This window comes from Streptomyces fulvoviolaceus (assembly GCF_000718165.1).
Classification (GTDB): Bacteria; Actinomycetota; Actinomycetes; order Streptomycetales; family Streptomycetaceae; genus Streptomyces; species Streptomyces fulvoviolaceus.
On sequence record NZ_JOEY01000005.1, the window covers coordinates 133,119 to 152,083 of the forward strand.

Below are 18,965 nucleotides of genomic sequence, written 5' to 3' on the forward strand. Positions count from 1 at the left end.
TGCCCTTGGCCTTCGATTGCATGCGCAATCCATGGCTGAAAGTGGGCCGCGTCACTGAACATGCGGACAAATAGGTCGAAACCTAGCCTGGAGAGGGGTGCGTGGAGGTGTCGCGATGGCCAGGAAAGCTCTTGTCTGCGCGGCGGCGAGTGCGGCCCTGCTGCTGTCACCGGGCCTCGCCACGGCGGGCGACGCCGACGGCCTGAGCGCACGGGAGCTCGTCGAGCAGGCGCAGGACAACCTTCTCGACGCCGAGTCCGTCCATCTGAAACTGACGGACCGCAGCGCGGACGCGAGCACCAGCACGACACAGCCGACCTCGATGGACCTCTCCCTGGACCAGGACGGCAACTGCGTCGGCTCGATGGAGATGGGCTCGGACGGCGGCAGCGTCGAGATCGTCAAGCAGGGCGACGAGGTGTGGATGAAGCCGGACACGGCGTTCTGGAAGGCCCAGGTGCCGGGCGGTGAGGGCGACGCGGTCGCCGAACTCTTCAAAAACCGCTACATCCACGGCTCCACGCGAGACGCCATGCTCAAGGGCATGGCCGACACCTGCGACCTGACCTCCTTCCAGCAGGAGGTCGACACCGACTCCTCCGACGCCGGCAAGCTGAGGAAGGGCGACGAGACGACGGTCGACGGCACGAAGGTGGTCCCGCTGAAGGGTGTGTCGGACGGCAAGCAGGCGGTCCTGTACGTCACTTCGGACTCCCCGCACCGGCTGGTGCAGGCCACGCAGAAGGGCGACGGGACCGACATGACGCTGTCCTTCTCGGACTACGGCAAGCCTGTCCCGTCGAAGACGCCTTCGGCCGACGAGACCGTGGACGTCGGCAAGCTCCAGGACGAGCTCCAGAGCGTGTGACCGCCGACCCCGCCACTCAGTCGATCGACGCCGGGTCGCAGGCGTAAGGCGCGCAGAAACCTGCCAACGCCGTGGTGAGCAGCTCCAGTTCGTCCTCACGGCCGTCCGAGTCGGGGCCGTACGCGGCGATCGCGTAGATGAAGCCGTCCTGGGCCACGAAACGCTCGTCGTAGACGTGCCAGGTACCGACGTCGGGCTCGCCCTTGAGGGAGTCGGCGGTGTACTCCAGCCGTGATCCCGTGAACTCGCCGTCCTCGACGGTCCGCAGGTCCAGCTCCTCGAAGCCGTCCGGCTTGGGCGTGTCGTCGGAGAGGTACAGCTCGAACGACTCCTCCGGAGAGGCCTCCGCCACCTGGTACACCTGCAGGCGGCGTTCACCGTCCGCGCTGCGGTAGTTGACGATCTTCATGCCGTACTGCGAGTCCACGGCGGTGCGCGACCACCCCAGGGGCCGCCCGATCCGGAACTGCTCGTCGTCCTCGTACAGCTCGTAGCCGGCGGGGAGTTCGGGGGTCGAGGGCGACGCCGACTCCGCGGTGAGGGACGGATCCGGCGAGGTGTACAGGTCGGTCCGCTCCGAGGCCGAGGCTGTCGGGGACGGGCTCGCGGCGGCCGACGGCTTGTCGTCCTCGTCCCCGCCTCCGACCACCAGGGTCAGCACCAGGCTCACGGCGACACCGACGACGGCGGCCCCGATCAGCACGGACCATACGAGCCTACGGCTGACTCCACCGGCCGGGGCGGGCACGGCGGGCTGGTCGACGGGCGGCCAGGCCGCACCCGCACCGCCACTCGCCCACTCGGGCGCCGCGCCGCCGGAACCGCTCGCGCCTGCGGAACCGCCCGCACCGCCGGCCCCCGGACCGTGCCAGGCGCTGCCGCCACCGGCGCCGGGCCAGCCGGCGGGACCGGCCGGCGGAGGCGGCGGCGCGTCCGGAGTCACCGATGCCGCCGGTGCCGCCGGTGTGAACTCCGGTCGCGCCGGTGGCGGCGGAGTCGTCGACGCGGCCGGGACCCGGCTGCCGTCACCGTCCTCCCAGCGCTGCGTCTCCTCGTTCCAGTACCGGGCTCCCCCGCTCATCGCGTTCCCCTCGGACGTCCGTACCGAGCTCCCCCGCTCATGGCGTCCCCCTCACATCCCCAGCAGACCGGCCACGGCCCCGGCCGAGGCGAACAGGGTCACCAGGGCCTGGGAGTCCTGAAGCAGCTCCCGCAGGCGCTCCCGGCGCGACGGAGCGGCCTGCCCGGTCGTGGCGATCTCCTCCTCCGTCTCGGCCAGCTCGGCGTCCAGCGTCGCCGTCTCCTCGCTGGCGCGTACCCGGGTCAGGTCGGCGCGCAACTCGCGCACCGCCTGCAGCAGTTCCTCGGTGGCCTGGTCACGGCCAGGGGCCACGCCGGTGCGGTTCTCCGCGCTGGCGTTGGCGCCGATGGCCACGGCGCTGTTCGTCACGCCACTGATGTTGATGCCGGACTCATGCGGTGCCATGGGTGTCGGTTCCCTTCTGCGGCGCGGTGGCGCCCGAGACATTGGAGGCGGATGCGTTGTCGCCGAGGGCGATGGAGCTGCCTTGGACGCCGCTGATGTTCACGATCTTCTGGACGAACTCGCCGGTCTGGTAACCCGATTCGGCCAGTGCGGTCGTCACCCCGTGCGCGATGCGGTCCTGCATGTTCTTGAGGTAGCGGGAGACGTCCATCTCCTGGAAGAGGGACCCGAGGCCCACCGAGCCCAGCTCCCGCACCGACAGGGCCGGACCGTCGGGCAGCGCGTTCGCGTGGCCGCCGGTCAGCAGCCGCCACACGTATCCCAGGCTCCTGCCCAGGGTGACCGCCGAGCGGGCGGCGGACCCGGGCACCCGGACGATCGCCCAGGCGGCCTTGCCCAGCACGTTGTTGTGGCGGAAGACGTGGGCCGTACGGTCGGCGTTCTTGAAGTCCTCGCGCACCGGCAGCAGGACGTGCGGGGCGATCTCCAGGGTGAGCATGCGGCCCTGGGTGTGGACGCGCACGAAGACCGTGACGACCAGCTCCTCCTCCCAGCCGCCGACGCGGATGCGCAGGAAGTGCCGCCGCTTCTCGGCGCCCTCCTCCACCGCACGCGCCCGGTGCTCCTCGAAGGCCTGCGGGTTGTACGGCGCCTCCTCGCGCCGCCGCAGTCCCTCGGCGGGCAGGAACACGCACTCGTCGATCTCCAGCCAGCGCAGCCGGTCGCGGACCGTGTGGCCGGCGAACTCGGAGGGCAGCCGCAGCTGTTCGAGCAGCGGCCGGATCTTCTCCAGGACCGCGCGGTTGTTGAGCGGCTGCTGCTCCTTCTTGTCGCCGTCCGGCTTCAGCTCGACGGCGAGCACCCAGGTCTGGTAGGCGTAGCCCGCCCCGCAGAACGGGCGCTTCTCGTGGTACATGACCAGCGGCGCGTGCTGTTCGGTCCGGATGCGCCCCTTGAGCCGCTGGAACCGCTGCCCGTCGGCCTGTTCGGCGGGGTCGCCGGCGGCGTCCGGGAAGCGCTCCGGGGACAGTTCGGCGGCGAGCACCTTGGCGAACTGGCCGCGCTGCCCGGCCACGCACAGCGCGATGAGCGCGAACAGGACGATCACCATCCAGGCCTGCCACGGCTCGACGAGGCCGCCGACCTGGGTGAGGTCCGGGAACAGCAGGTCGGTCCAGTCCGACGAGTCGCTGTAGGAGCCGTAGGAGCCGTAGCCGTACGAGTCGTCGTAGGAGTACGAGTCGTCGTCCCCGCCGCCGAACGCGGCGACGAGGGTGATGATCAGGAACATCGTGAAGGCGATACGGCCCCACCAGCGGAACCAGAACGCGGGCAGCCGTCGGTACAGCGGCGGGTTCGCGTTCTTGCCGCGGACCCAGGAGGCGAGCGCGAGCAGCAGGCTGGGCACCAGGAATCCGGCCAGCAGCCCGCCGGTGAGCGGCAGCCCGACCACCCACAGGCCGAGGATCAGCCCGGCCCACGCCAGCTCCTGGCGGCGGGCCCGCAGCGCGTGCGCGAGGACGCGGGCCGCATCGAGGCCGAACGACGGCGCCACGATCCGCTGTTCGTTGAGGTGCAGTTGCTCGATGACCCGGTCCCGGTAACCGGAATCCAGATAGGTGCCCGCGCACAGCAGCCGGGTCGCCTCACTGGCGTGCGGCGGCGTGGGCGCCTGCGGCGGTGCCGGTGTCGGTGGTGTACCGGCCGGTGTCGGCTGTGGTTGCTGCGGCACGTATGCGGTGCTCACGCGACTCCCCCGATGCGTGTAAATACCCTTACTCAGCGTGCTGTTGACAAACAATCAGCATAGAGGGACCGGCGGAGGCGGGAAACCGGAATGTCAAGAGGCCGGCGGATCCTCACCCACTCTGCCGTCCACGGACTCCCGTACGAGATCGGCGTGGCCCACGTGACGGGCGTACTCCTCGATGACGTCCACCAGGATCCGCCGCAGGCTGGGCGCCCGCCCGTCGGGCCAGGTGCGGCGTCCCAGTCCGCCGAGGCCGCCTTCGTCCAGCGCCTGCCGCAGGTTTGCCCGGGACCGGGCGACGGCGTCCTCCCAGAGGGCGTACAGCTGCTCGGGGGTGTCGGAAGCGGCCGAACTCCACTCCCAGTCGGGCTCGGCGTCCCAGTCCGCCGAGCGCCACGGCTCCCCAGTTCGCGTCCGAGCGGCCGCCGGGAGAAGTACTCCTCCTCGACGAGCGCCAGGTGCTTGAGCAGCCCGCCCAGCGTGACGGCGGACTGCGCGAGTCTCGCGCTCAGCCCGGCCGCGTCCAGGTCCCCGCAGGGGGTCTGGGGGGGTGTCCCCCAGATGACGCAGCCACGCGAAGGTCCTGCGCTGCCGCTCCACCGAGCCGATCAAGGTGTCGGTCTCATCGCCCGCGACCGGCGGTTCCAGGGGAATCACTTCGATCTCCTCAGCCATGTCCCGAAGGCTACGAGCCGGGTCTGACAATGCCCGCCGGACTGTGGACGGACCCGGATTCTTTGACTAGGGTCAAAGAAATATGGAGCCAGTGTCGACGGATCACGTGGCGGCCCTCCGCCACTTCAACCGCTACTTCACGCGCCGTATCGGAGCGCTCGACGACCACTACCTCGGCCAGGACCGCCCGCTCGGCGAGGCCCGCCTGCTGTTCGAGATCGGGGACGGGGTCTCCCTCAGAGCACTCAGGGCCCGGCTCGGCCTGGACGCCGGGTATCTGAGCCGGATGGCGAAGGCCCTGGAGACGCAGGGCATGGTCCGCATCACCGTGCACCCGGACGACAACCGGCTGCGCATGGTCGAGTTGACCCCCGCCGGCCGGATCGAGCTCAAGGAGCAGAACCGGCGGGCCAACGCCCTCGCGGCCGGGCTGCTCGCCGAGCTCGACCCACGCCAACAGGAACAGCTGACCGAGGCGATGGCCACCGCCCAGCGCCTGCTGCGCCTGGCCGGCATCACCGTCGAGCTCGTCGACGGCGCCGCCCCGGAGGCCCGCGCCTGTCTGGACGCCTACGCCGCCGACATCGACGCGCGCTTCCCGGAGGGCTTCGACAAGTCCGATCTCGTACGGCCCGAGGAGGTGTCCGGGGACGCCGGCGCGTTCTTCGTGGCGTACGAGGAGGGGCGACCGGTGGGCTGCGGGGCCCTGCGCCGCCTGAAGCCCGGCGTCGGCGAGATCCGGCACGTGTGGGTCCACCCGGCCGCCCGCCGCCTCGGCCTCGCCCGACGGCTGCTCGCCGCGCTGGAAGGGGAGGCCGCCGCCCGCGGCTTCGACGTCATCCGGCTCGACACACACGCCACGCTCACCGAGGCGCAGGCGATGTACCGGGCGAGCGGGTACACGGAGATCCCGGCGTACGTGGACCATGTCTACGCCGACCACTGGTTCGAGAAGCGACTCCCTTAGAGCCGCCCGGACGTCAACTCGCCGTCCGGCAGCGAGTGTCCGGCCCGGGGGACGGCATGGGCCCCGCCCTGCACACGGTCGCACTGCTGGTACCGGCGGCCACGGTGACAGTGGTCGCCGGTTACCGCGGAGGCGACGGACGATCCCGTACGACGGTCAGGTCGGCCCCCGCGAAGGAGCCCGCGGCATGAGCGCCCCGCACCTCACGCGCACTCCCGTCCCGCCGGGCAGAAGGAGTCGACCGCCCGCGTGAGCGGGGTGCGGACCAGCTCGGGGGTGAGGTTCTCGGGGCCGGTGGAGCGGATCGCGTACAGCGTGCCGTCGACGGCCTCGAAGCGGTGGTCGACGACCTGGCGGGGGCCGAGGTCCGTGTCGTCGTAGCGGTAGGAGAGCTCGGACCAGTCGGCGCCGGAGGCGCGGTCGAGGACCTGGTAGCCGGGCTGCCGCGAGAAGCCGTAGCCGGGGTCGTTCTCGGCCAGGTCGAGGGATTCGGCGGGGGTGGCCTCGGTGAGCCGGAAGATCTGCAGGCGGCGGCCGTCGGCGGGGGCGTCGTAGGTGACCACGGGAGCCAGCCGGCCCTGTTTCTCGGTGCGGGCCCAGCCCGCGGGGATCTCGACGGCGTAGCCGATCGGGTCCTCGGTGCGGCGGTAACCGACGGCGGTGGAGGGGGAGTTGGAGTCCGGCGGCGGAGTGGTGGCGGTGACGCTCGCCGCCGGTCCGGCGCCCGGTCCGGCGCCGGAGCCGGAGCCGACGGACGTGTCACGGATGAGGAGCCACACACCCACGCCGACCCCCACACCGAGCAGGACGGACACGGCGAAGGCGACGAGCGCGCGCCGGACTCCGTGCCGGGCGGGAGGAGCGCTCACCGACGCCGGCAGCGCCCAGGGCGGCGTGAGCGAGGCCTGTGTCTCCGCCGTCACCCATGGAGGCGTGAGCGAGGCCTGTGTCTCCGCCGTCGCCCAAGGCGGCGTGAACGAGGTCTGCGTCTCCGCCGAGGACCACGGCGGCGGGAATCCCGTCTGCCCCGAGGTCCAGGCCGCCTGGCCTCTCTCCTCGCTCGGCTCGTGTTCCGCCCCGGAGCCGGAGCTGTAGCCGTTCCATCCGCTCATCGCGATCCCCCCGAAATCACCCCACCGGGTACGGGTCTGACGGTAGGGCGAAAAACGGCCACGGGCCCCGTTCCGGAAGGAACCGGAACGGGGCCCGTGCAGGGTCGTGACAGAACCGTCGCGAGGACGACTCGGCGGACGGCTCAGATGAGGCCGAGGCCGCGCACCGCGTCGCGCTCCTCCGCCAGCTCCTGCACCGAGGCGTCGATGCGGGCGCGGGAGAACTCGTTGATCTCCAGGCCCTGGACGATCTCGTACACGCCGTCCTTGGTGGTGACCGGGAAGGAGGAGATCAGGCCCTCCGGGACGCCGTAGGAGCCGTCCGACGGGATGCCCATGGAAGTCCAGTCGCCCTCGGCGGTGCCGTTGACCCACGTGTACACGTGGTCGATGGCGGCGTTGGCGGCGGAGGCCGCGGAGGACGCGCCACGGGCCTCGATGATCGCGGCGCCGCGCTTGGCGACGGTCGGGATGAAGTCCTCGGCCAGCCACTTCTCGTCGTTGACGACCTCGGCGGCGTTCTTGCCGGCGACCGAGGCGTGGAAGATGTCGGGGTACTGGGTGGCGGAGTGGTTGCCCCAGATGGTCAGGCGCTTGATGTCGGCGACCGTGGTGCCCGTCTTCTTCGCGAGCTGGGTCAGCGCGCGGTTGTGGTCGAGGCGGGTCATCGCGGTGAAGCGCTCGGCCGGTACGTCCGGCGCGGCGGCCTGGGCGATCAGCGCGTTGGTGTTGGCCGGGTTGCCGACGACGAGGACCTTGATGTCGTCCGCGGCGTTGTCGTTGATGGCCTTGCCCTGCGGCTTGAAGATGCCGCCGTTGGCGGAGAGCAGGTCACCGCGCTCCATGCCCTTGGTGCGCGGGCGGGCGCCCACGAGGAGGGCGACGTTGGCGCCGTCGAAGGCGACGTTCGGGTCGTCCGTGATGTCGATGCCCTGGAGGAGGGGGAACGCGGAGTCGTCGAGCTCCATCGCGGTGCCCTCGGCGGCCTTGAGCGCCGGGGTGATCTCCAGGAGGCGCAGCCTGACCGGCACGTCCGCGCCGAGCAGCTGGCCGGAGGCGATGCGGAAGAGCAGGGCGTAACCGATCTGGCCGGCCGCGCCGGTGACGGTGACGTTCACGGGAGTGCGGGTCATGGCGTTCTCCGTATGACAGCTGTCGGTGGGGCGTCACTGCCCCGGGTGGGACGTACAAATGATCGATCTCTTGGTATCAAGATAGATCCAGCGGTCAGGCTATCGCGCATCCGGGATCCCGGACGTCCGGGTCCGTGTGGCCCGTCCCACAGAGGCCGTCCAAACGTAGAAAAGAGGCGGCCGCCCGTCCGGGAGAGGGGGGACGAAGGCGGCCGCCGTATGGGGGTACCGATTTCCGGACTCCCGTGGGGGTACGGTGCGCGTGCCCCCGATTCCGGGAGCCATGCCTGTCGGCTCCGAAATCTTTTACGGCACGCTCACCGGCCCCCGTACCTACTTCGTGCACCCCTCCTGACCCGCCGCCAGCGTCACGCACGCCGTGGCCTCGCCCGCGTCCTTCACGGCGACCATCGGGGTGTACGCGATCGTGTCCCCGGCGACGGTGATGCTGCCGGTCTGGTCGGTCTTGCCCGCGGTGACCTTGACCTCGTCGCCTTGCGCGGCCTGGGTGATCCGCCCCCACGCGGCACCGCAGGTCTCGCTGTAGCGGACCTCGACGACGGTCGCGCCGACGGTGGCGGTCTTGGCGGTGGTCACCAGGTCGCCGCTGCACCCCATGCTCTCCGCGTCCTTGCCGGTGCATCCCTCGCCGCTGCACTTCACGCCGGCCGGCAGGTCGACGGACGCACTGACGGACGGGGAGGGCGAGTTGGCGCTGCTCTCGTTCTTCTTGTCGCCGCCCTTGTCGGTGAGGAAGAACGCGGCCGCGACGACGACCAGCACCCCGACGACCCCCGCGAGGAACATCGTCAGCCGCCGCTTGCCGCCGCCGGAGGAGCCGCCGCCCGGGCGCGCGTCCTGCGGCGGTTCGCCGTACGAACCGGGGGCGGGGGCGGCGACGGGACCGAGCTGGTCCGGCCCCGGACCCGACCCCGACGCGGACCCGGTACCGGCACCGGTACGCTCACCGGTCTGCGCCGGCCGCTGGTATCCCGCCAGCCCCCAGGAGTTGCCCCCCGAGGAACCCGCGCCCGCGTCCCGGTTCTCCGGAGACGTGGGCTGCGGCGGCACCGTCGGCGCCACGCCCGCGGGACCCGCGATACCGGGAGTCGCCGTCGCGCTCCCGCTCTTGCGGGCCGTCTTGCTGCCCTTGGCGTTCGCCGGAGTCGCCCCGAACTCGCCCAGCGCGGCGCGCGCCTGGGAGATCCGGATCGCCTCCATGGTCATGTCGTGGCGCATCTCCGAACGGCTCCAGGCACGCTCGGCGAGCTCCCACATCGTGGTCAGGTGAATGGGATTGGTACCGGTGACCTCGGCCAGGGCGACGATCGCGCCCTTGGGCGCGAGAAGCCGGCCGTTGAGGTATCTCTCCCAGGACGTCTTGCTGTAGCCGGTGCGGTCCGCCACCGACGCGATGCTCAGACCGCTGCGGTCCACGAGCCGCCGCAGCTGGCTCGCGAACTCCCTCACCTGCGGATCGAGTTCATCCGGCAAGGCCCTCCAACGAGGCATTGCTTCCCCCCTCTTTCCCCCCGGTAGTGCTGGCTGTTCCGCGCATTTCCCCGTGCGTGGTGCCCTCTGCCGAGTCCCCGTTGTGGCTACCCACAGGGATGCGCCCGGTCAGGATCTCAGGTTCCCGGGCGGGGGCGCACGGGAGCATCGTGACTGAGGGCTTGCACCGTTGCACGCCCGCCGTTCCCCGGTCCAGTGCGCCGTCGACAAGTTGGACACGCTAGCGCCGTTGTCGAACGACTTCGTATCAAATCCGCGAACTTGTCAATACATCGGCACACGAGGAACACACCGGAAAAAACGCCCGTCACAGCAGTCCTCCGCTCACCCAGACGCCACGGCACCGGCAACCCCGATCAGGAGAGTGAGGAGCAGCAGCAGTACGGCCCACAGCAGGAGCCGGTTCGGCCCTCGGGCGCTCTCCTTGGGCGGCTCGTCCCACCACGGAAGGGTGGGGTCGTCCTCGTACTCCTCGCTCCCCACCTGCCGGGCGGGCACCGTCTCCGGGCGCGGCCAGGCCTGGACGGCCAGTTCCCAGCGCACGCCGATGCGTTCGGCGTCCGCGCCCGCTATGCGGCACAGGGCGACGACTGCCTGCCGGGGCGGGGGCTGGGTGGCGTTGAGGTAGCGGTGCCAGGAGGACTTGCTGTACGCGGTGCGGGCGCCGAGCGCGACGAGGCTGAGCCCCGTGCGGTCCTTGAGGTGCCTGAGCTGCTCCACGAAGTGCCGCACCTCCGGCGGCAGATCGTCCGGCAGTGCCTGCCAGCCACCCATCACCCACCTCCAACGCGACCCTCTTCCAGACGATTGACGACGTCAGAGGGCTGATCGGTTCCCGCGCCGGTCCCGCTGTCGCAGAGCTCGAACACGGTGCCGGAACGGTCACTTCCGTGCCACAGCGTGCTGACAGGCGTTGAACAGCGCCTCCGGTCCACGGGAGGGTTGGTCATGGCGACGGCCCGTCCTTGCTCGGGGGAGGGGACGGGCCGCCGTCGTATGCAATCGGCTAACCGTCGACCGTGAAGTGCAGCGTGTCCTTGAGGAACGGGATGACCAGCCAGGGGTCCGGCTGCACCATCATCGCCAGCATGACGATCGCGGTGCCCAGCACGCCGTACGTGGCGATGTCCGTGAAGCGGGAGCGGACCGCGAGCATGCCGACGTCCGGCAGGAGCCAGCGCAGGACGCCGCCGGCGAGCAGGGCGACGCCGATGAGCATCGTGCCGTAGCGGAACTGGTCGAAGGCGGTCACCAGCAGCCCGGCGCCGACCGTGGCCAGCACGGCGAGGACCGGCCACTGCCGGGCGGGTGCCGGGGCGTCGCCGGCCGCGGCCCGGCCGCCGCCCTCGGGGCGGGCGGTGTCCCGGGTGAACAGCGGGAAGCGGCGGGTGACCCGGCGCGGTCTGCCCGCGGCGTCGGGCGCGCTGATCGCGTCGCGGACGGTCTCCTCCGCCTGCCGCTCGGAGTTCTCAGGTTCAGCCGACACTGCGCTCCGCCGCCTCGACCACGTTGACGAGCAGCTGCGCCCGGGTCATGGGACCGACGCCACCCGGGTTCGGGGAGATCCAGCCGGCCACCTCGGCGACGCCCGGGTGGACGTCGCCCACGATCTTGCCCTCGGCGCTGCGCGAGACACCGACGTCGAGGACGGCCGCGCCCGGCTTCACGTCCTCGGGGCGGACGAGGTGGGCGGAACCGGCGGCGGCGACGATGATGTCCGCGCGCTTCAGATGCGAGGCGAGATCGCGCGTGCCGGTGTGGCACTGGGTCACGGTCGCGTTCTCGCTGCGGCGGGTCAGCAGGAGCGGCATCGGGCGGCCGATGGTGACACCGCGTCCGACGACCACGACCTCGGCGCCCTTGATCTCGACGCCGTACTGACGGAGCAGGGTCAGGACGCCGTTGGGGGTGCAGGGCAGCGGGGCCGGCTCGTTCAGGACCAGGCGGCCGAGGTTCATCGGATGGAGCCCGTCCGCGTCCTTGTCCGGGTCCATGAGCTCCAGGATCCGGTTCTCGTCGATGCCCTTGGGCAGCGGCAGCTGGACGATGTAACCCGTGCAGGCCGGGTCCTCGTTGAGCTCCCGTACGGCCGCCTCGATCTCCTCCTGCGTCGCCGTCTCCGGCAGTTCGCGCTGGATGGAGGCGATGCCGACCTGGGCACAGTCGCGGTGCTTGCCGGCGACGTACTTCTGGCTGCCGGGGTCGTTGCCTACGAGGATCGTGCCGAGGCCGGGCGTGACGCCCTTCTCCTTCAGCGCCGCCACGCGGGCGGTCAGATCGGACTTGATCGCGGCTGCGGTGGCCTTGCCATCGAGAATCTGGGCGGTCATGGACCCATCCTCGCGGATGACCGGTCTCCGGTTCCAATCCGGGGCCCACGGAGGCAGCACGCCCTCTGTCCCGCGGTATCCCCTCATGAGCCCTATCTCATGATCAACGAGGTTGCACTTGCACAACACATGCCGAATGCGGCTGGACAAGTAAGACGGGCGTGAAGAACGATGGCGTGCACAGTGCCGCGGGCAGCTCATCGGGGGGACGGCCGCTTCTGTAGAACATTCCTCCGTACCGTGCCGGCCGCGTCGTCCCCAGCACTTGGAAACCACGGAGGAAAGACCGCCATGAGTTACGGCGACCCGAACAACCCCTACGGCGCCCCGCAGGGTCAGCAGCAGCCCCAGGCCCCCGGTTACGGCTATCCCCAGCAGCAGCCCCAGGCCCCCGGCTACGGCTACCCGCAGGCCCCGCCGGTCCAGCAGGCCTACGGCGCCGGCGCCCCGATGACGACGATGCCCAGCACGGTGAGCACCGCCCGCGTGCTGCTGTGGGTCATCGTCGGCCTCCAGATCGTCGGTGTGGGCATATTCGCCTTCGCCGCGGCCGCTCTCAACGCCGCGAAGAACGACGACTCGCTCAACGACGACGCCGCCTTCCAGGACCTGCTGGGCGACTCGTCCAGCGTGGTGTGGGGCTACACCGCGTTCGCGGTGGTCTGGCTCGTGTTCGCGATCGTGCTGGCGGTGAAGTTCAAGAGCGGCGGCAACGGCCTGCGCATCACCACGCTCGTCTTCGCCATCATCACCGCGGTGCTCGGCGTCTACCCGTTCATCCTCGTGGGCCTCGTCCACACCGTGCTCGCCGTCCTGGTCGCGGTGTTCGTGGGCAACGCGAACGGCAAGGCCTGGTTCAACCGTCCGCGGTACTGAAATCGCGTGCGCGACTGAACAGTTCGCGCCAATCCTGTCCAAGGGCCGTGTCCCACCCATCCGCGGGGGACACGGCCCTGGTGCGTCGCCCTACCCTGACCCGGGTAGCCGTATGGCACGGGGAGACGCACCTTGTACAGCATCATCGTGGTACCTCCGCCGACCACGGAGGACGAGACAACCCGCTCGCAGCTGAGGCTCGCCCCCGGCGAGCGGCTGAACTTCGGCCGCAGCACCGCCTGTGACATGGAGATCCCGCACGAGGGGGTCTCCCGAAGAGCGGGCGAGATCACCGCGCAGGGCGCCTTCTGGACCCTGAGCAACCTCAGCGCCCACCAGACGTACGTCGTGGAGAACCCGGAGGGCGCGGGCGAGCACATCAAGGTCGGGCCGGGCCGGCTGGACGCGCCGGTCCCCTTCGAGTTCTCGCGGATCGTGCTGCCGGCCGCGGGCGACCTGCTGGCGATGGACGTGTGGGCGCCGCGCCACGACTACCTGCGCGCCGGGGACGGCCTGGACGGCGCGACCACCGCGCCCGCCTTCTCCCTGGACGGGTCCAAGCGCTACTTCGCGGTCCTGGCCGCCCTGTGCGAGCCCCGCCTGCGCGGCGAACCGCACGCCCCGCTGCCCACGGTCGACCAGGTCGTGGACCGGCTGCACCCCACCTGGCCGGCCGCGTCCCGCACCTCCGTCCAGTGGAACATCGACTACCTGGCCGTGAAGCTGCGCCTCAAGCCCGGCCCCGAGACGGCGGACACGGGCCCGCGCCTGAACGGCAAGAAGGAGTCCCTGGTGTCCCTGGCGCTCCGCTTCGACCTCGTCCGCGAGGAGGACCTCACCGTCCTGAACCGGCCGGTGGCCCGGGGGCCGCGGTGACCGAGCCGTACGCCGTGCCCGTCCCCCGGGGCTACCGCGTCGGCGACTGGGAGGTGCGGGAGCCGATCGCGACGGGGGCGTTCGGGAGCGTCTACGAAGGCCGGCGCACCGGCGGGGAACTCCCCCGCACGGCCGCCCTGAAGTTCCTGCCCACCGGCACCGGCACACCCCGCCAGCTGGCCCACCTGCGCGAACTCGTCGAGCGCGAGGTCGAGTTGTACCGCCGGCTGAAGCGGCCGCGGCTGATCCGGATGTACGAGACCCTCGTCGTCGACGATCCGGAGCACCCCGCCCTCGACGGCGCCACGGTCCTGGTACTGGAACGCGCCGAGGGATCCCTGGCCGCCGTACCGCGCCCGTTGCCCGACCCCGGCGCCGTACTCGCCCAGATCTGCGAGGGGTTGGCCCAGCTGCACCGGGCCGGCTGGGTGCACGGCGATCTGAAACCGGCCAACGTCCTGCTGATGAAGGACGGTTCGGCCCGCCTGGCCGACTTCAACATGGCGGCGGAGCTGGAGGGCACGCACGCGTACACGCCCGCGTTCTCCACCCCCGACTACACGCCGCCGGAGCTGTTGTGGTCGGAGGTCGGCGAACGGGGCCGCCGTATCCGCCCGTCGGCGGACGTCTGGGCCTTCGGCGTCCTGGCCCACCTGCTCCTGACCGACTGCTTCCCTCTCCCCGGCGGCACCCCGACGGCCCGCCGGGACGCGGCCGCGGCGTACGCGCGCGGCACGGACGAGCTGCGCCTGTCCCCCGAACTCCCGGACGCCTGGCGGGAGATCGTGCGCGACTGCCTGACCCGCACGCACGAGGACCGCATCAGCACGGAGGCGCTGCTACGGCGGGTGGAGTCGGCGTCGGGCACGCCCCGCGCCTCCCGGCTGTCCCGCCGATCCCGCCGTACGACGGTCATCGGGGCCGCGGTCGCCGCCGTGGCGGCACTCGGGTCGGGCATCTGGGCGGCGGCGGGCTCGGACTCCCTCGGCGAACCCCGGGAAACCGCGTCCGCGGGCTACGGCGCCGCCGAACTCCGCACCGACAAGGGCGTCCCGCCCGCCTACCGCCTCCTGATCGTCGAAACGGCCCACGACTGCGCCCAGGAGGACGTCACCCCGTCCCTGATCGCCGCCATGCTCAAGGTCGAGAGCGACTTCGACCCGACCCTCGCCGACCCAGCCAAGAACGAGTACGGCATCGCCCGTTGGACCCCGAGCGTCCTGCGCTGGTGGATGAACGCCGACGGCACCCCCGCGGAGAGGGTCCCCAAGCCCCCTTTCCCGCCCGCCGAATCCATCCCGGCGATGGGACGCTACCTGTGCTGGATCGCGCCCCGCATCGACACCCTGCAGGGCGACCGCCGCGTCCTGATCGCCGCCGCCTACCGGACGTCGTACTCAAAAGTGAACGACGCGGCCGGAGTTCCCCCGAAGTACCGCGACTACGCCGGCCGCGTCGCCCACTACCTCAAGGAGTACACGCCGCCAGGGAAGAAGTGACCCTGAGAGTTCTGAGGTACCGACGCGCCGTGCCGCGAACAACCTTCGCGAACTCCCGGGATCGTCCCTTAGCCTCCCCTTAGTTGGACTGGGGGAGGGTGGCCCTCATGGGATCGGGCGAGGGGACGAGTCCATGTACAGCGTCATCGTCGTGCCGCCGGCCTGCTCAAGGCCGGACGGACAGATCAGGATCGCCACGGGGGAGCGGCTCGCGTTCGGCAGGGCCGGGACCGACGGTGGTCTCACCATCGCGCACGAGGGGGTGCCCCGGGTCGCCGGGGACATCACCGCGCACCGGAACTTCTGGCTGCTGAGCAACCTCAGCGAGGACCAGACCTACGTCGTGGAGAACCCGGAGGGCGCGGGCGAGCACATCAAGGTCGGGCCGGGCCGGCTCGACGCGCCCGTGCCGTTCGAGTTCGCGCGCGTGGTCCTGCCCGCCGCGGGCGAACTGCTCTCCTTCGATGTCTGGGCACCGCGCCACACCTTCCGCAGCGTCGAGCGCCACGGGCTCTCCGGAACGCTCACGTCACCGGCGTTCACCCTGGACCGCACCAAGCGGTACTTCGCGGTCCTGACCGCGCTGTGCGAACCCCGCCTGCGGGGCGAGCCGCACGCCACGCTGCCGGCGGTCGAGCAGCTGGTGGAGCGGCTGCGCCCGGTCTGGCCCGCGGTCAGCCGCTCCGCCGTGTACTGGAACATCGACTACCTGACCGTCAAGCTGCGTCTGCGGCCGGGCCCGGACACGGCGGAGCCCGGCCAGCGCGTCAACGGCAAGAAGGAGTCGCTGGTCTCGCTGGCGCTCCGCTTCGACCTGGTCCGCGAGGACGATCTGATCGTGCTCGCCCCGGCGGCCTCGAGCGAGGCGGTCCGATGACGTCCGAACAGCCGTACGCGATACCCGTCCCCAAGGGGTACCGGGTCGGGCCGTGGGAAGTCCGCGAGCCTCTGGCATCCGGTGCGTTCGCGACGGTCTACGCGGGCAGACTCACCGGCGCCGAAGGGCCCGACCGGCCGCGCGAGACCGCCCTGAAGTTCCTGCCCACCGGCACCCGCACCCCGCGCCAGCTGCGCCACCTGCGCGATCTCGCCGAACGCGAGGTGGACGTCCTCCGACGACTCCGCGCACCCCGCCTGATCCGCATGTACGAGACGCTGACGGTGGACGACCCGGACCACCCGGAGCTGGACGGTGCCACCGTGCTCGTCCTGGAGCGGGCCGAGAGCTCCCTGGACGACGTGATCGAGCACACGCCGGCCTCCGTCTCCGGCCCCGCCCTGCTGTCGCAGATCTGCGAAGGCCTGCACCAGTTGCATCACGCGGGATGGGTCCACGGCGATCTGAAACCCGCCAACGTCCTCTTGATGAAGGACGGTTCGGTACGCCTGGCGGACTTCAACCTGGCGGCGGAGATGGAGGGCACGCACGCGTACGCCCCCGCCTTCGCCACCCCCGACTACACCGCGCCCGAACTCCTCTGGTCCGAGATCCACGAGCGGGGCACACAGATCCGCCCCACCGCCGACGTCTGGGCCTTCGGCGTCCTCGCCCATCTCGTCCTGACGGGCACGTTCCCGTTTCCGGGCGGCACCCCGGAGGCCCGCACCGACGCGGTGATGCGGTACGCGCGGGGTGCCGAGGAGTTGCGCCTGTCGCCCGAACTGCCGGACGCCTGGCGGGAGATCGTGCGCGACTGCCTGACCCGCACACACGCCGACCGCATCACCGGGGAGGCGCTGCTGCGCCGCGTGGAGGAGGCGGCGGGCCTCGCCCGCTCACCCCGGCTGCCCCGCCTGCGTCCCCGCTTCTGGCGCCGACACCCGCTCCTGGTGGCGTCGCTCGCGACGGTGCTACTGGCGGCGGGCGGCACGATGGGGGCGGCGTACCTGTACGTGAACCAGGACGACGGGGTGCCGGCGTACACGGCCCTGCCCACGGAGTCGGCGTCCAAGGGCCCCGACGGCAAGCCGGTCTACGGCTACCACCGCTGCCCCGAGGATCACGCCTGCTTCTTCAGCGAGTACAACGGCAACGGCAAGATGTGCACATGGCAGGGCGACGACGCCGACTGGGCGGCGGGCAGCGAGAGTTGCACCTGGGCGGCCACCGCCCCGGTCCGCTCGATCTTCAACAACATCGCGGACGAACGGGAGAAGCACGACCTGGTCTACTGGCGCGGCACCGACTTCGAACCCGCCGGCGCCGACCGCCGGCGCATGGCCCAGCGCAGCGGCTGCTCGACCGTGAACAGCATGGGCAACGTCGCGGGAAGGGCCGCGCCCCGGTCGCACCAGCTGGTGGGCAGCTGCTCGACCAAGACGGTGCTGTGGACGATTCTCTCGCTGTTCGGCTGAGCCGTCGTCCGCTCACTCACTCGCTCACGTGCTCACGCGGAAGTCCGGCCGTCGCCGCCGGACTTCCGCACGGCGGCCCGGAGCACGAAGGCTCCCACGGGGGTGAGGGTGTGCAGCACGTGCGCGCCGTGGCGTTGGACGGTGATCCATCCCGCGTCCCGCGCCCTGAAAGGTTGCAGGTTCCGGCCGTTCTCCGCCTCCGCCACAGTGGACGGAAGCACCATCCGGAGAACGGCAGGGCCCGGCGGCCTGGAGGAAGCAGATGTACGGGGGATTCACCACGGAGCGCCACGAGCGCCTCAGGGCCCGGGTACGGGCCTTCGCAGAGGCCGAAGCACGGCCTCGTATACCGGAGATGGAGGCGACCAGGACCGTTCACCACGAACTGTCCCGTCTCATCGCCCGGCAGGGCTGGATCGGCGTCACCATCGACCGCGCGTACGGCGGCATGGGCGCCGGGCATCTCGCCAAGACGATCACCATCGAGGAACTGGCCCGCGTCAGCGGCGCGATGGGCGCCATGGTGCAGGCCTCGCAGCTGGGCGTGGCCAAGATCGCCCACTTCGGCAGCGAGCAGCAGAAGAGGACCTGGCTCCCGGCGATCGCGAGGGGCGACTGCCTGCCGACGATCGCTGTCACCGAGCCCGAGTCCGGCGGCCACGTCCTGGGCATGCGGGCGACGGCGCGCCGCGAGGGCGACACGTATGTCCTGAACGGCCGCAAGGTGTTCGTCGGCAACAGTCACGTGGGCGATCTGCACGGCGTGGTCGTCCGCACGGGCCCGGGCTCGCGAGGCCTGTCCGCGTTCCTCCTTGAGAGTGACCGCCCCGGCTTCTCGCTCGCCCCGCAGCAGCCGGCGATGGGCCTGCACGGCTTCTCCTTCGGCGAGTTGGTGATGGAGGACGTACGCGTCCCCGCCGCGAACCTGCTGGGCGAGGAGGGTGACGGCGTCGCGGTCGCGTACTCGTCGAGCGTCCTGTACGGGAGGGCGAACCTGACCGCGGTGTCACTGGGCATCCACCGCGCGCTGGTGGAGGAGACGACGGCGTTCGCGGCGGCGCGCAGCCTGTACGGCAGGCCACTCGCCGAACTGGACTCGGTGAAGCAGAAGTTGGGCCGGATGCAGTCCAGCCTGATGACAGCCGAGGCGGTGGCCTACCACGCGGTGGACCTGCTGGACCGCGGCCTGCCCTGCGACGCGGAGCTCATGAACGCCAAGCTCGTCGGCGTCGAGTCCAGCCTCGACTCCGCACGTCTGGCGATGGAGATCCACGCGGCCTGCGGCCTGTTCACCGACCGGCCGATCGAGCGCTTCGTCCGCGACGCCCACCACATCTACGCGCCCGCCGGCACGTCCGACGTACAGCGGCTGCGGCTGGCGGAGGTGGCGCTGGGGGTGGCGAAAGGGGCGCAGTGGTCGGTGCGGTTCGGTGGGGGGACGGAGCTGGCGGCGGCCTGAGTCCGAGGGGGCGGGATGGCTGAACGGGACGAGTCGCGGGACAACGACCGGCCGCACGCGGGCGGTC

General features: G+C 71.2%; 19 protein-coding genes. 8 read left to right on the forward strand and 11 right to left on the reverse strand.

Annotation, left to right across the window (positions count from 1 at the left end):
* Positions 1–115 precede the first annotated feature (115 nt).
* A complete protein-coding gene (locus IG08_RS0106890) occupies positions 116–868 on the forward strand; it encodes a LolA-like protein (RefSeq protein WP_030597543.1) in 753 nt (250 codons plus the stop codon).
* Between the two features lie 16 nt (positions 869–884).
* Here IG08_RS0106890 and IG08_RS60600 read toward each other — a convergent pair whose 3' ends face one another.
* The 4 genes from IG08_RS60600 to IG08_RS62770 form a co-directional block, all read right to left on the reverse strand.
* The gene (locus IG08_RS60600) at positions 885–1,949 is read right to left on the reverse strand and encodes a hypothetical protein (RefSeq protein WP_030597545.1); all 1,065 of its coding nucleotides are present in this window, start codon (positions 1,947–1,949) and stop codon (positions 885–887) included.
* Between the two features lie 51 nt (positions 1,950–2,000).
* Complete coding sequence (locus IG08_RS0106900; protein ID WP_030597547.1) at positions 2,001–2,354, reverse strand: hypothetical protein; 354 nt, start codon at positions 2,352–2,354, stop codon at positions 2,001–2,003.
* On the reverse strand, positions 2,341–4,101 hold the full coding sequence (locus IG08_RS0106905; protein ID WP_030597549.1) for a hypothetical protein: 1,761 nt from the start codon (positions 4,099–4,101) through the stop codon (positions 2,341–2,343). The genes IG08_RS0106900 and IG08_RS0106905 overlap by 14 nt, the downstream gene beginning before the upstream one ends.
* 93 nt (positions 4,102–4,194) lie before the next feature.
* Complete coding sequence (locus tag IG08_RS62770; protein ID WP_338060139.1) at positions 4,195–4,779, reverse strand: mycothiol transferase; 585 nt, start codon at positions 4,777–4,779, stop codon at positions 4,195–4,197.
* 82 nt (positions 4,780–4,861) lie between these two features.
* On the opposite strand from IG08_RS62770, the gene IG08_RS0106915 reads away from it, so the two are divergent.
* Positions 4,862–5,746, forward strand: a complete 885-nt coding sequence (locus IG08_RS0106915) for a GNAT family N-acetyltransferase (RefSeq protein ID WP_030597551.1) — start codon at positions 4,862–4,864, stop codon at positions 5,744–5,746.
* 203 nt (positions 5,747–5,949) lie between these two features.
* Here the strand turns inward: IG08_RS0106915 and IG08_RS0106920 are convergent, their stop codons facing one another.
* The 6 genes from IG08_RS0106920 to IG08_RS0106945 all read right to left on the reverse strand — a co-directional run bounded on the left by IG08_RS0106920 (position 5,950) and on the right by IG08_RS0106945 (position 11,833).
* Positions 5,950–6,858, reverse strand: coding sequence for a hypothetical protein (locus IG08_RS0106920; RefSeq protein ID WP_030597553.1), 909 nt, complete (start codon positions 6,856–6,858; stop codon positions 5,950–5,952).
* A 143-nt stretch (positions 6,859–7,001) separates the two neighbouring features.
* Complete coding sequence (locus tag IG08_RS0106925; RefSeq protein WP_030597555.1) at positions 7,002–7,991, reverse strand: malate dehydrogenase; 990 nt, start codon at positions 7,989–7,991, stop codon at positions 7,002–7,004.
* A gap of 333 nt (positions 7,992–8,324) precedes the next feature.
* Positions 8,325–9,503 carry a helix-turn-helix domain-containing protein gene (locus IG08_RS0106930; protein ID WP_030597560.1) on the reverse strand — a complete coding sequence of 393 codons (1,179 nt, stop codon included), beginning with the start codon at positions 9,501–9,503 and terminating at the stop codon, positions 8,325–8,327.
* A 324-nt stretch (positions 9,504–9,827) separates the two neighbouring features.
* Entirely contained in the window at positions 9,828–10,277 is a 450-nt protein-coding gene (locus IG08_RS0106935) for a helix-turn-helix domain-containing protein (RefSeq protein ID WP_030597564.1), read from the reverse strand.
* Between the two features lie 232 nt (positions 10,278–10,509).
* The gene (locus IG08_RS0106940; RefSeq protein WP_030597567.1) at positions 10,510–10,989 is read right to left on the reverse strand and encodes a DUF3017 domain-containing protein; all 480 of its coding nucleotides are present in this window, start codon (positions 10,987–10,989) and stop codon (positions 10,510–10,512) included.
* Positions 10,979–11,833 carry a bifunctional methylenetetrahydrofolate dehydrogenase/methenyltetrahydrofolate cyclohydrolase gene (locus IG08_RS0106945; RefSeq protein WP_030597569.1) on the reverse strand — a complete coding sequence of 285 codons (855 nt, stop codon included), beginning with the start codon at positions 11,831–11,833 and terminating at the stop codon, positions 10,979–10,981. Before IG08_RS0106945 ends, IG08_RS0106940 begins: the two co-directional genes overlap by 11 nt.
* 291 nt (positions 11,834–12,124) lie before the next feature.
* Between IG08_RS0106945 and IG08_RS0106950 the strand changes: the two genes are divergently transcribed.
* The 5 genes from IG08_RS0106950 to IG08_RS0106970 all read left to right on the forward strand — a co-directional run bounded on the left by IG08_RS0106950 (position 12,125) and on the right by IG08_RS0106970 (position 17,439).
* Positions 12,125–12,709, forward strand: a complete 585-nt coding sequence (locus tag IG08_RS0106950; protein ID WP_030597572.1) for a hypothetical protein — start codon at positions 12,125–12,127, stop codon at positions 12,707–12,709.
* A 132-nt stretch (positions 12,710–12,841) separates the two neighbouring features.
* On the forward strand, positions 12,842–13,585 hold the full coding sequence (locus IG08_RS0106955; protein WP_030597576.1) for an FHA domain-containing protein: 744 nt from the start codon (positions 12,842–12,844) through the stop codon (positions 13,583–13,585).
* Entirely contained in the window at positions 13,582–15,084 is a 1,503-nt protein-coding gene (locus IG08_RS0106960; protein ID WP_030597579.1) for a protein kinase domain-containing protein, read from the forward strand. The genes IG08_RS0106955 and IG08_RS0106960 overlap by 4 nt, the downstream gene beginning before the upstream one ends.
* A gap of 133 nt (positions 15,085–15,217) precedes the next feature.
* A complete protein-coding gene (locus IG08_RS0106965) occupies positions 15,218–15,961 on the forward strand; it encodes a hypothetical protein (RefSeq protein WP_030597582.1) in 744 nt (247 codons plus the stop codon).
* Complete coding sequence (locus tag IG08_RS0106970) at positions 15,958–17,439, forward strand: protein kinase domain-containing protein (RefSeq protein WP_030597584.1); 1,482 nt, start codon at positions 15,958–15,960, stop codon at positions 17,437–17,439. Before IG08_RS0106965 ends, IG08_RS0106970 begins: the two co-directional genes overlap by 4 nt.
* A gap of 32 nt (positions 17,440–17,471) precedes the next feature.
* Here IG08_RS0106970 and IG08_RS58840 read toward each other — a convergent pair whose 3' ends face one another.
* A complete protein-coding gene (locus IG08_RS58840; protein WP_234342819.1) occupies positions 17,472–17,663 on the reverse strand; it encodes a hypothetical protein in 192 nt (63 codons plus the stop codon).
* A 38-nt stretch (positions 17,664–17,701) separates the two neighbouring features.
* Here IG08_RS58840 and IG08_RS0106980 point away from each other — a divergent pair, with 38 nt between their 5' ends.
* Entirely contained in the window at positions 17,702–18,898 is a 1,197-nt protein-coding gene (locus tag IG08_RS0106980; protein ID WP_030597585.1) for an acyl-CoA dehydrogenase family protein, read from the forward strand.
* Positions 18,899–18,965: the final 67 nt, after the last annotated feature.

Coding starts and splice junctions, on each gene's coding strand:
- IG08_RS0106890 (WP_030597543.1), top strand. CDS start 116: ATGGCCAGGAAAGCTCTTGTCTGCGCGGCGGCGAGTGCGGCCCTGCTG.
- IG08_RS60600 (WP_030597545.1), bottom strand. CDS start 1,949: ATGAGCGGGGGAGCCCGGTACTGGAACGAGGAGACGCAGCGCTGGGAG.
- IG08_RS0106900 (WP_030597547.1), bottom strand. CDS start 2,354: ATGGCACCGCATGAGTCCGGCATCAACATCAGTGGCGTGACGAACAGC.
- IG08_RS62770 (WP_338060139.1), bottom strand. CDS start 4,779: ATGGCTGAGGAGATCGAAGTGATTCCCCTGGAACCGCCGGTCGCGGGC.
- IG08_RS0106915 (WP_030597551.1), top strand. CDS start 4,862: ATGGAGCCAGTGTCGACGGATCACGTGGCGGCCCTCCGCCACTTCAAC.
- IG08_RS0106920 (WP_030597553.1), bottom strand. CDS start 6,858: ATGAGCGGATGGAACGGCTACAGCTCCGGCTCCGGGGCGGAACACGAG.
- IG08_RS0106925 (WP_030597555.1), bottom strand. CDS start 7,991: ATGACCCGCACTCCCGTGAACGTCACCGTCACCGGCGCGGCCGGCCAG.
- IG08_RS0106930 (WP_030597560.1), bottom strand. CDS start 9,503: ATGCCTCGTTGGAGGGCCTTGCCGGATGAACTCGATCCGCAGGTGAGG.
- IG08_RS0106935 (WP_030597564.1), bottom strand. CDS start 10,277: ATGGGTGGCTGGCAGGCACTGCCGGACGATCTGCCGCCGGAGGTGCGG.
- IG08_RS0106945 (WP_030597569.1), bottom strand. CDS start 11,833: ATGACCGCCCAGATTCTCGATGGCAAGGCCACCGCAGCCGCGATCAAG.
- IG08_RS0106950 (WP_030597572.1), top strand. CDS start 12,125: ATGAGTTACGGCGACCCGAACAACCCCTACGGCGCCCCGCAGGGTCAG.
- IG08_RS0106965 (WP_030597582.1), top strand. CDS start 15,218: ATGTACAGCGTCATCGTCGTGCCGCCGGCCTGCTCAAGGCCGGACGGA.
- IG08_RS0106970 (WP_030597584.1), top strand. CDS start 15,958: ATGACGTCCGAACAGCCGTACGCGATACCCGTCCCCAAGGGGTACCGG.
- IG08_RS58840 (WP_234342819.1), bottom strand. CDS start 17,663: ATGGTGCTTCCGTCCACTGTGGCGGAGGCGGAGAACGGCCGGAACCTG.
- IG08_RS0106980 (WP_030597585.1), top strand. CDS start 17,702: ATGTACGGGGGATTCACCACGGAGCGCCACGAGCGCCTCAGGGCCCGG.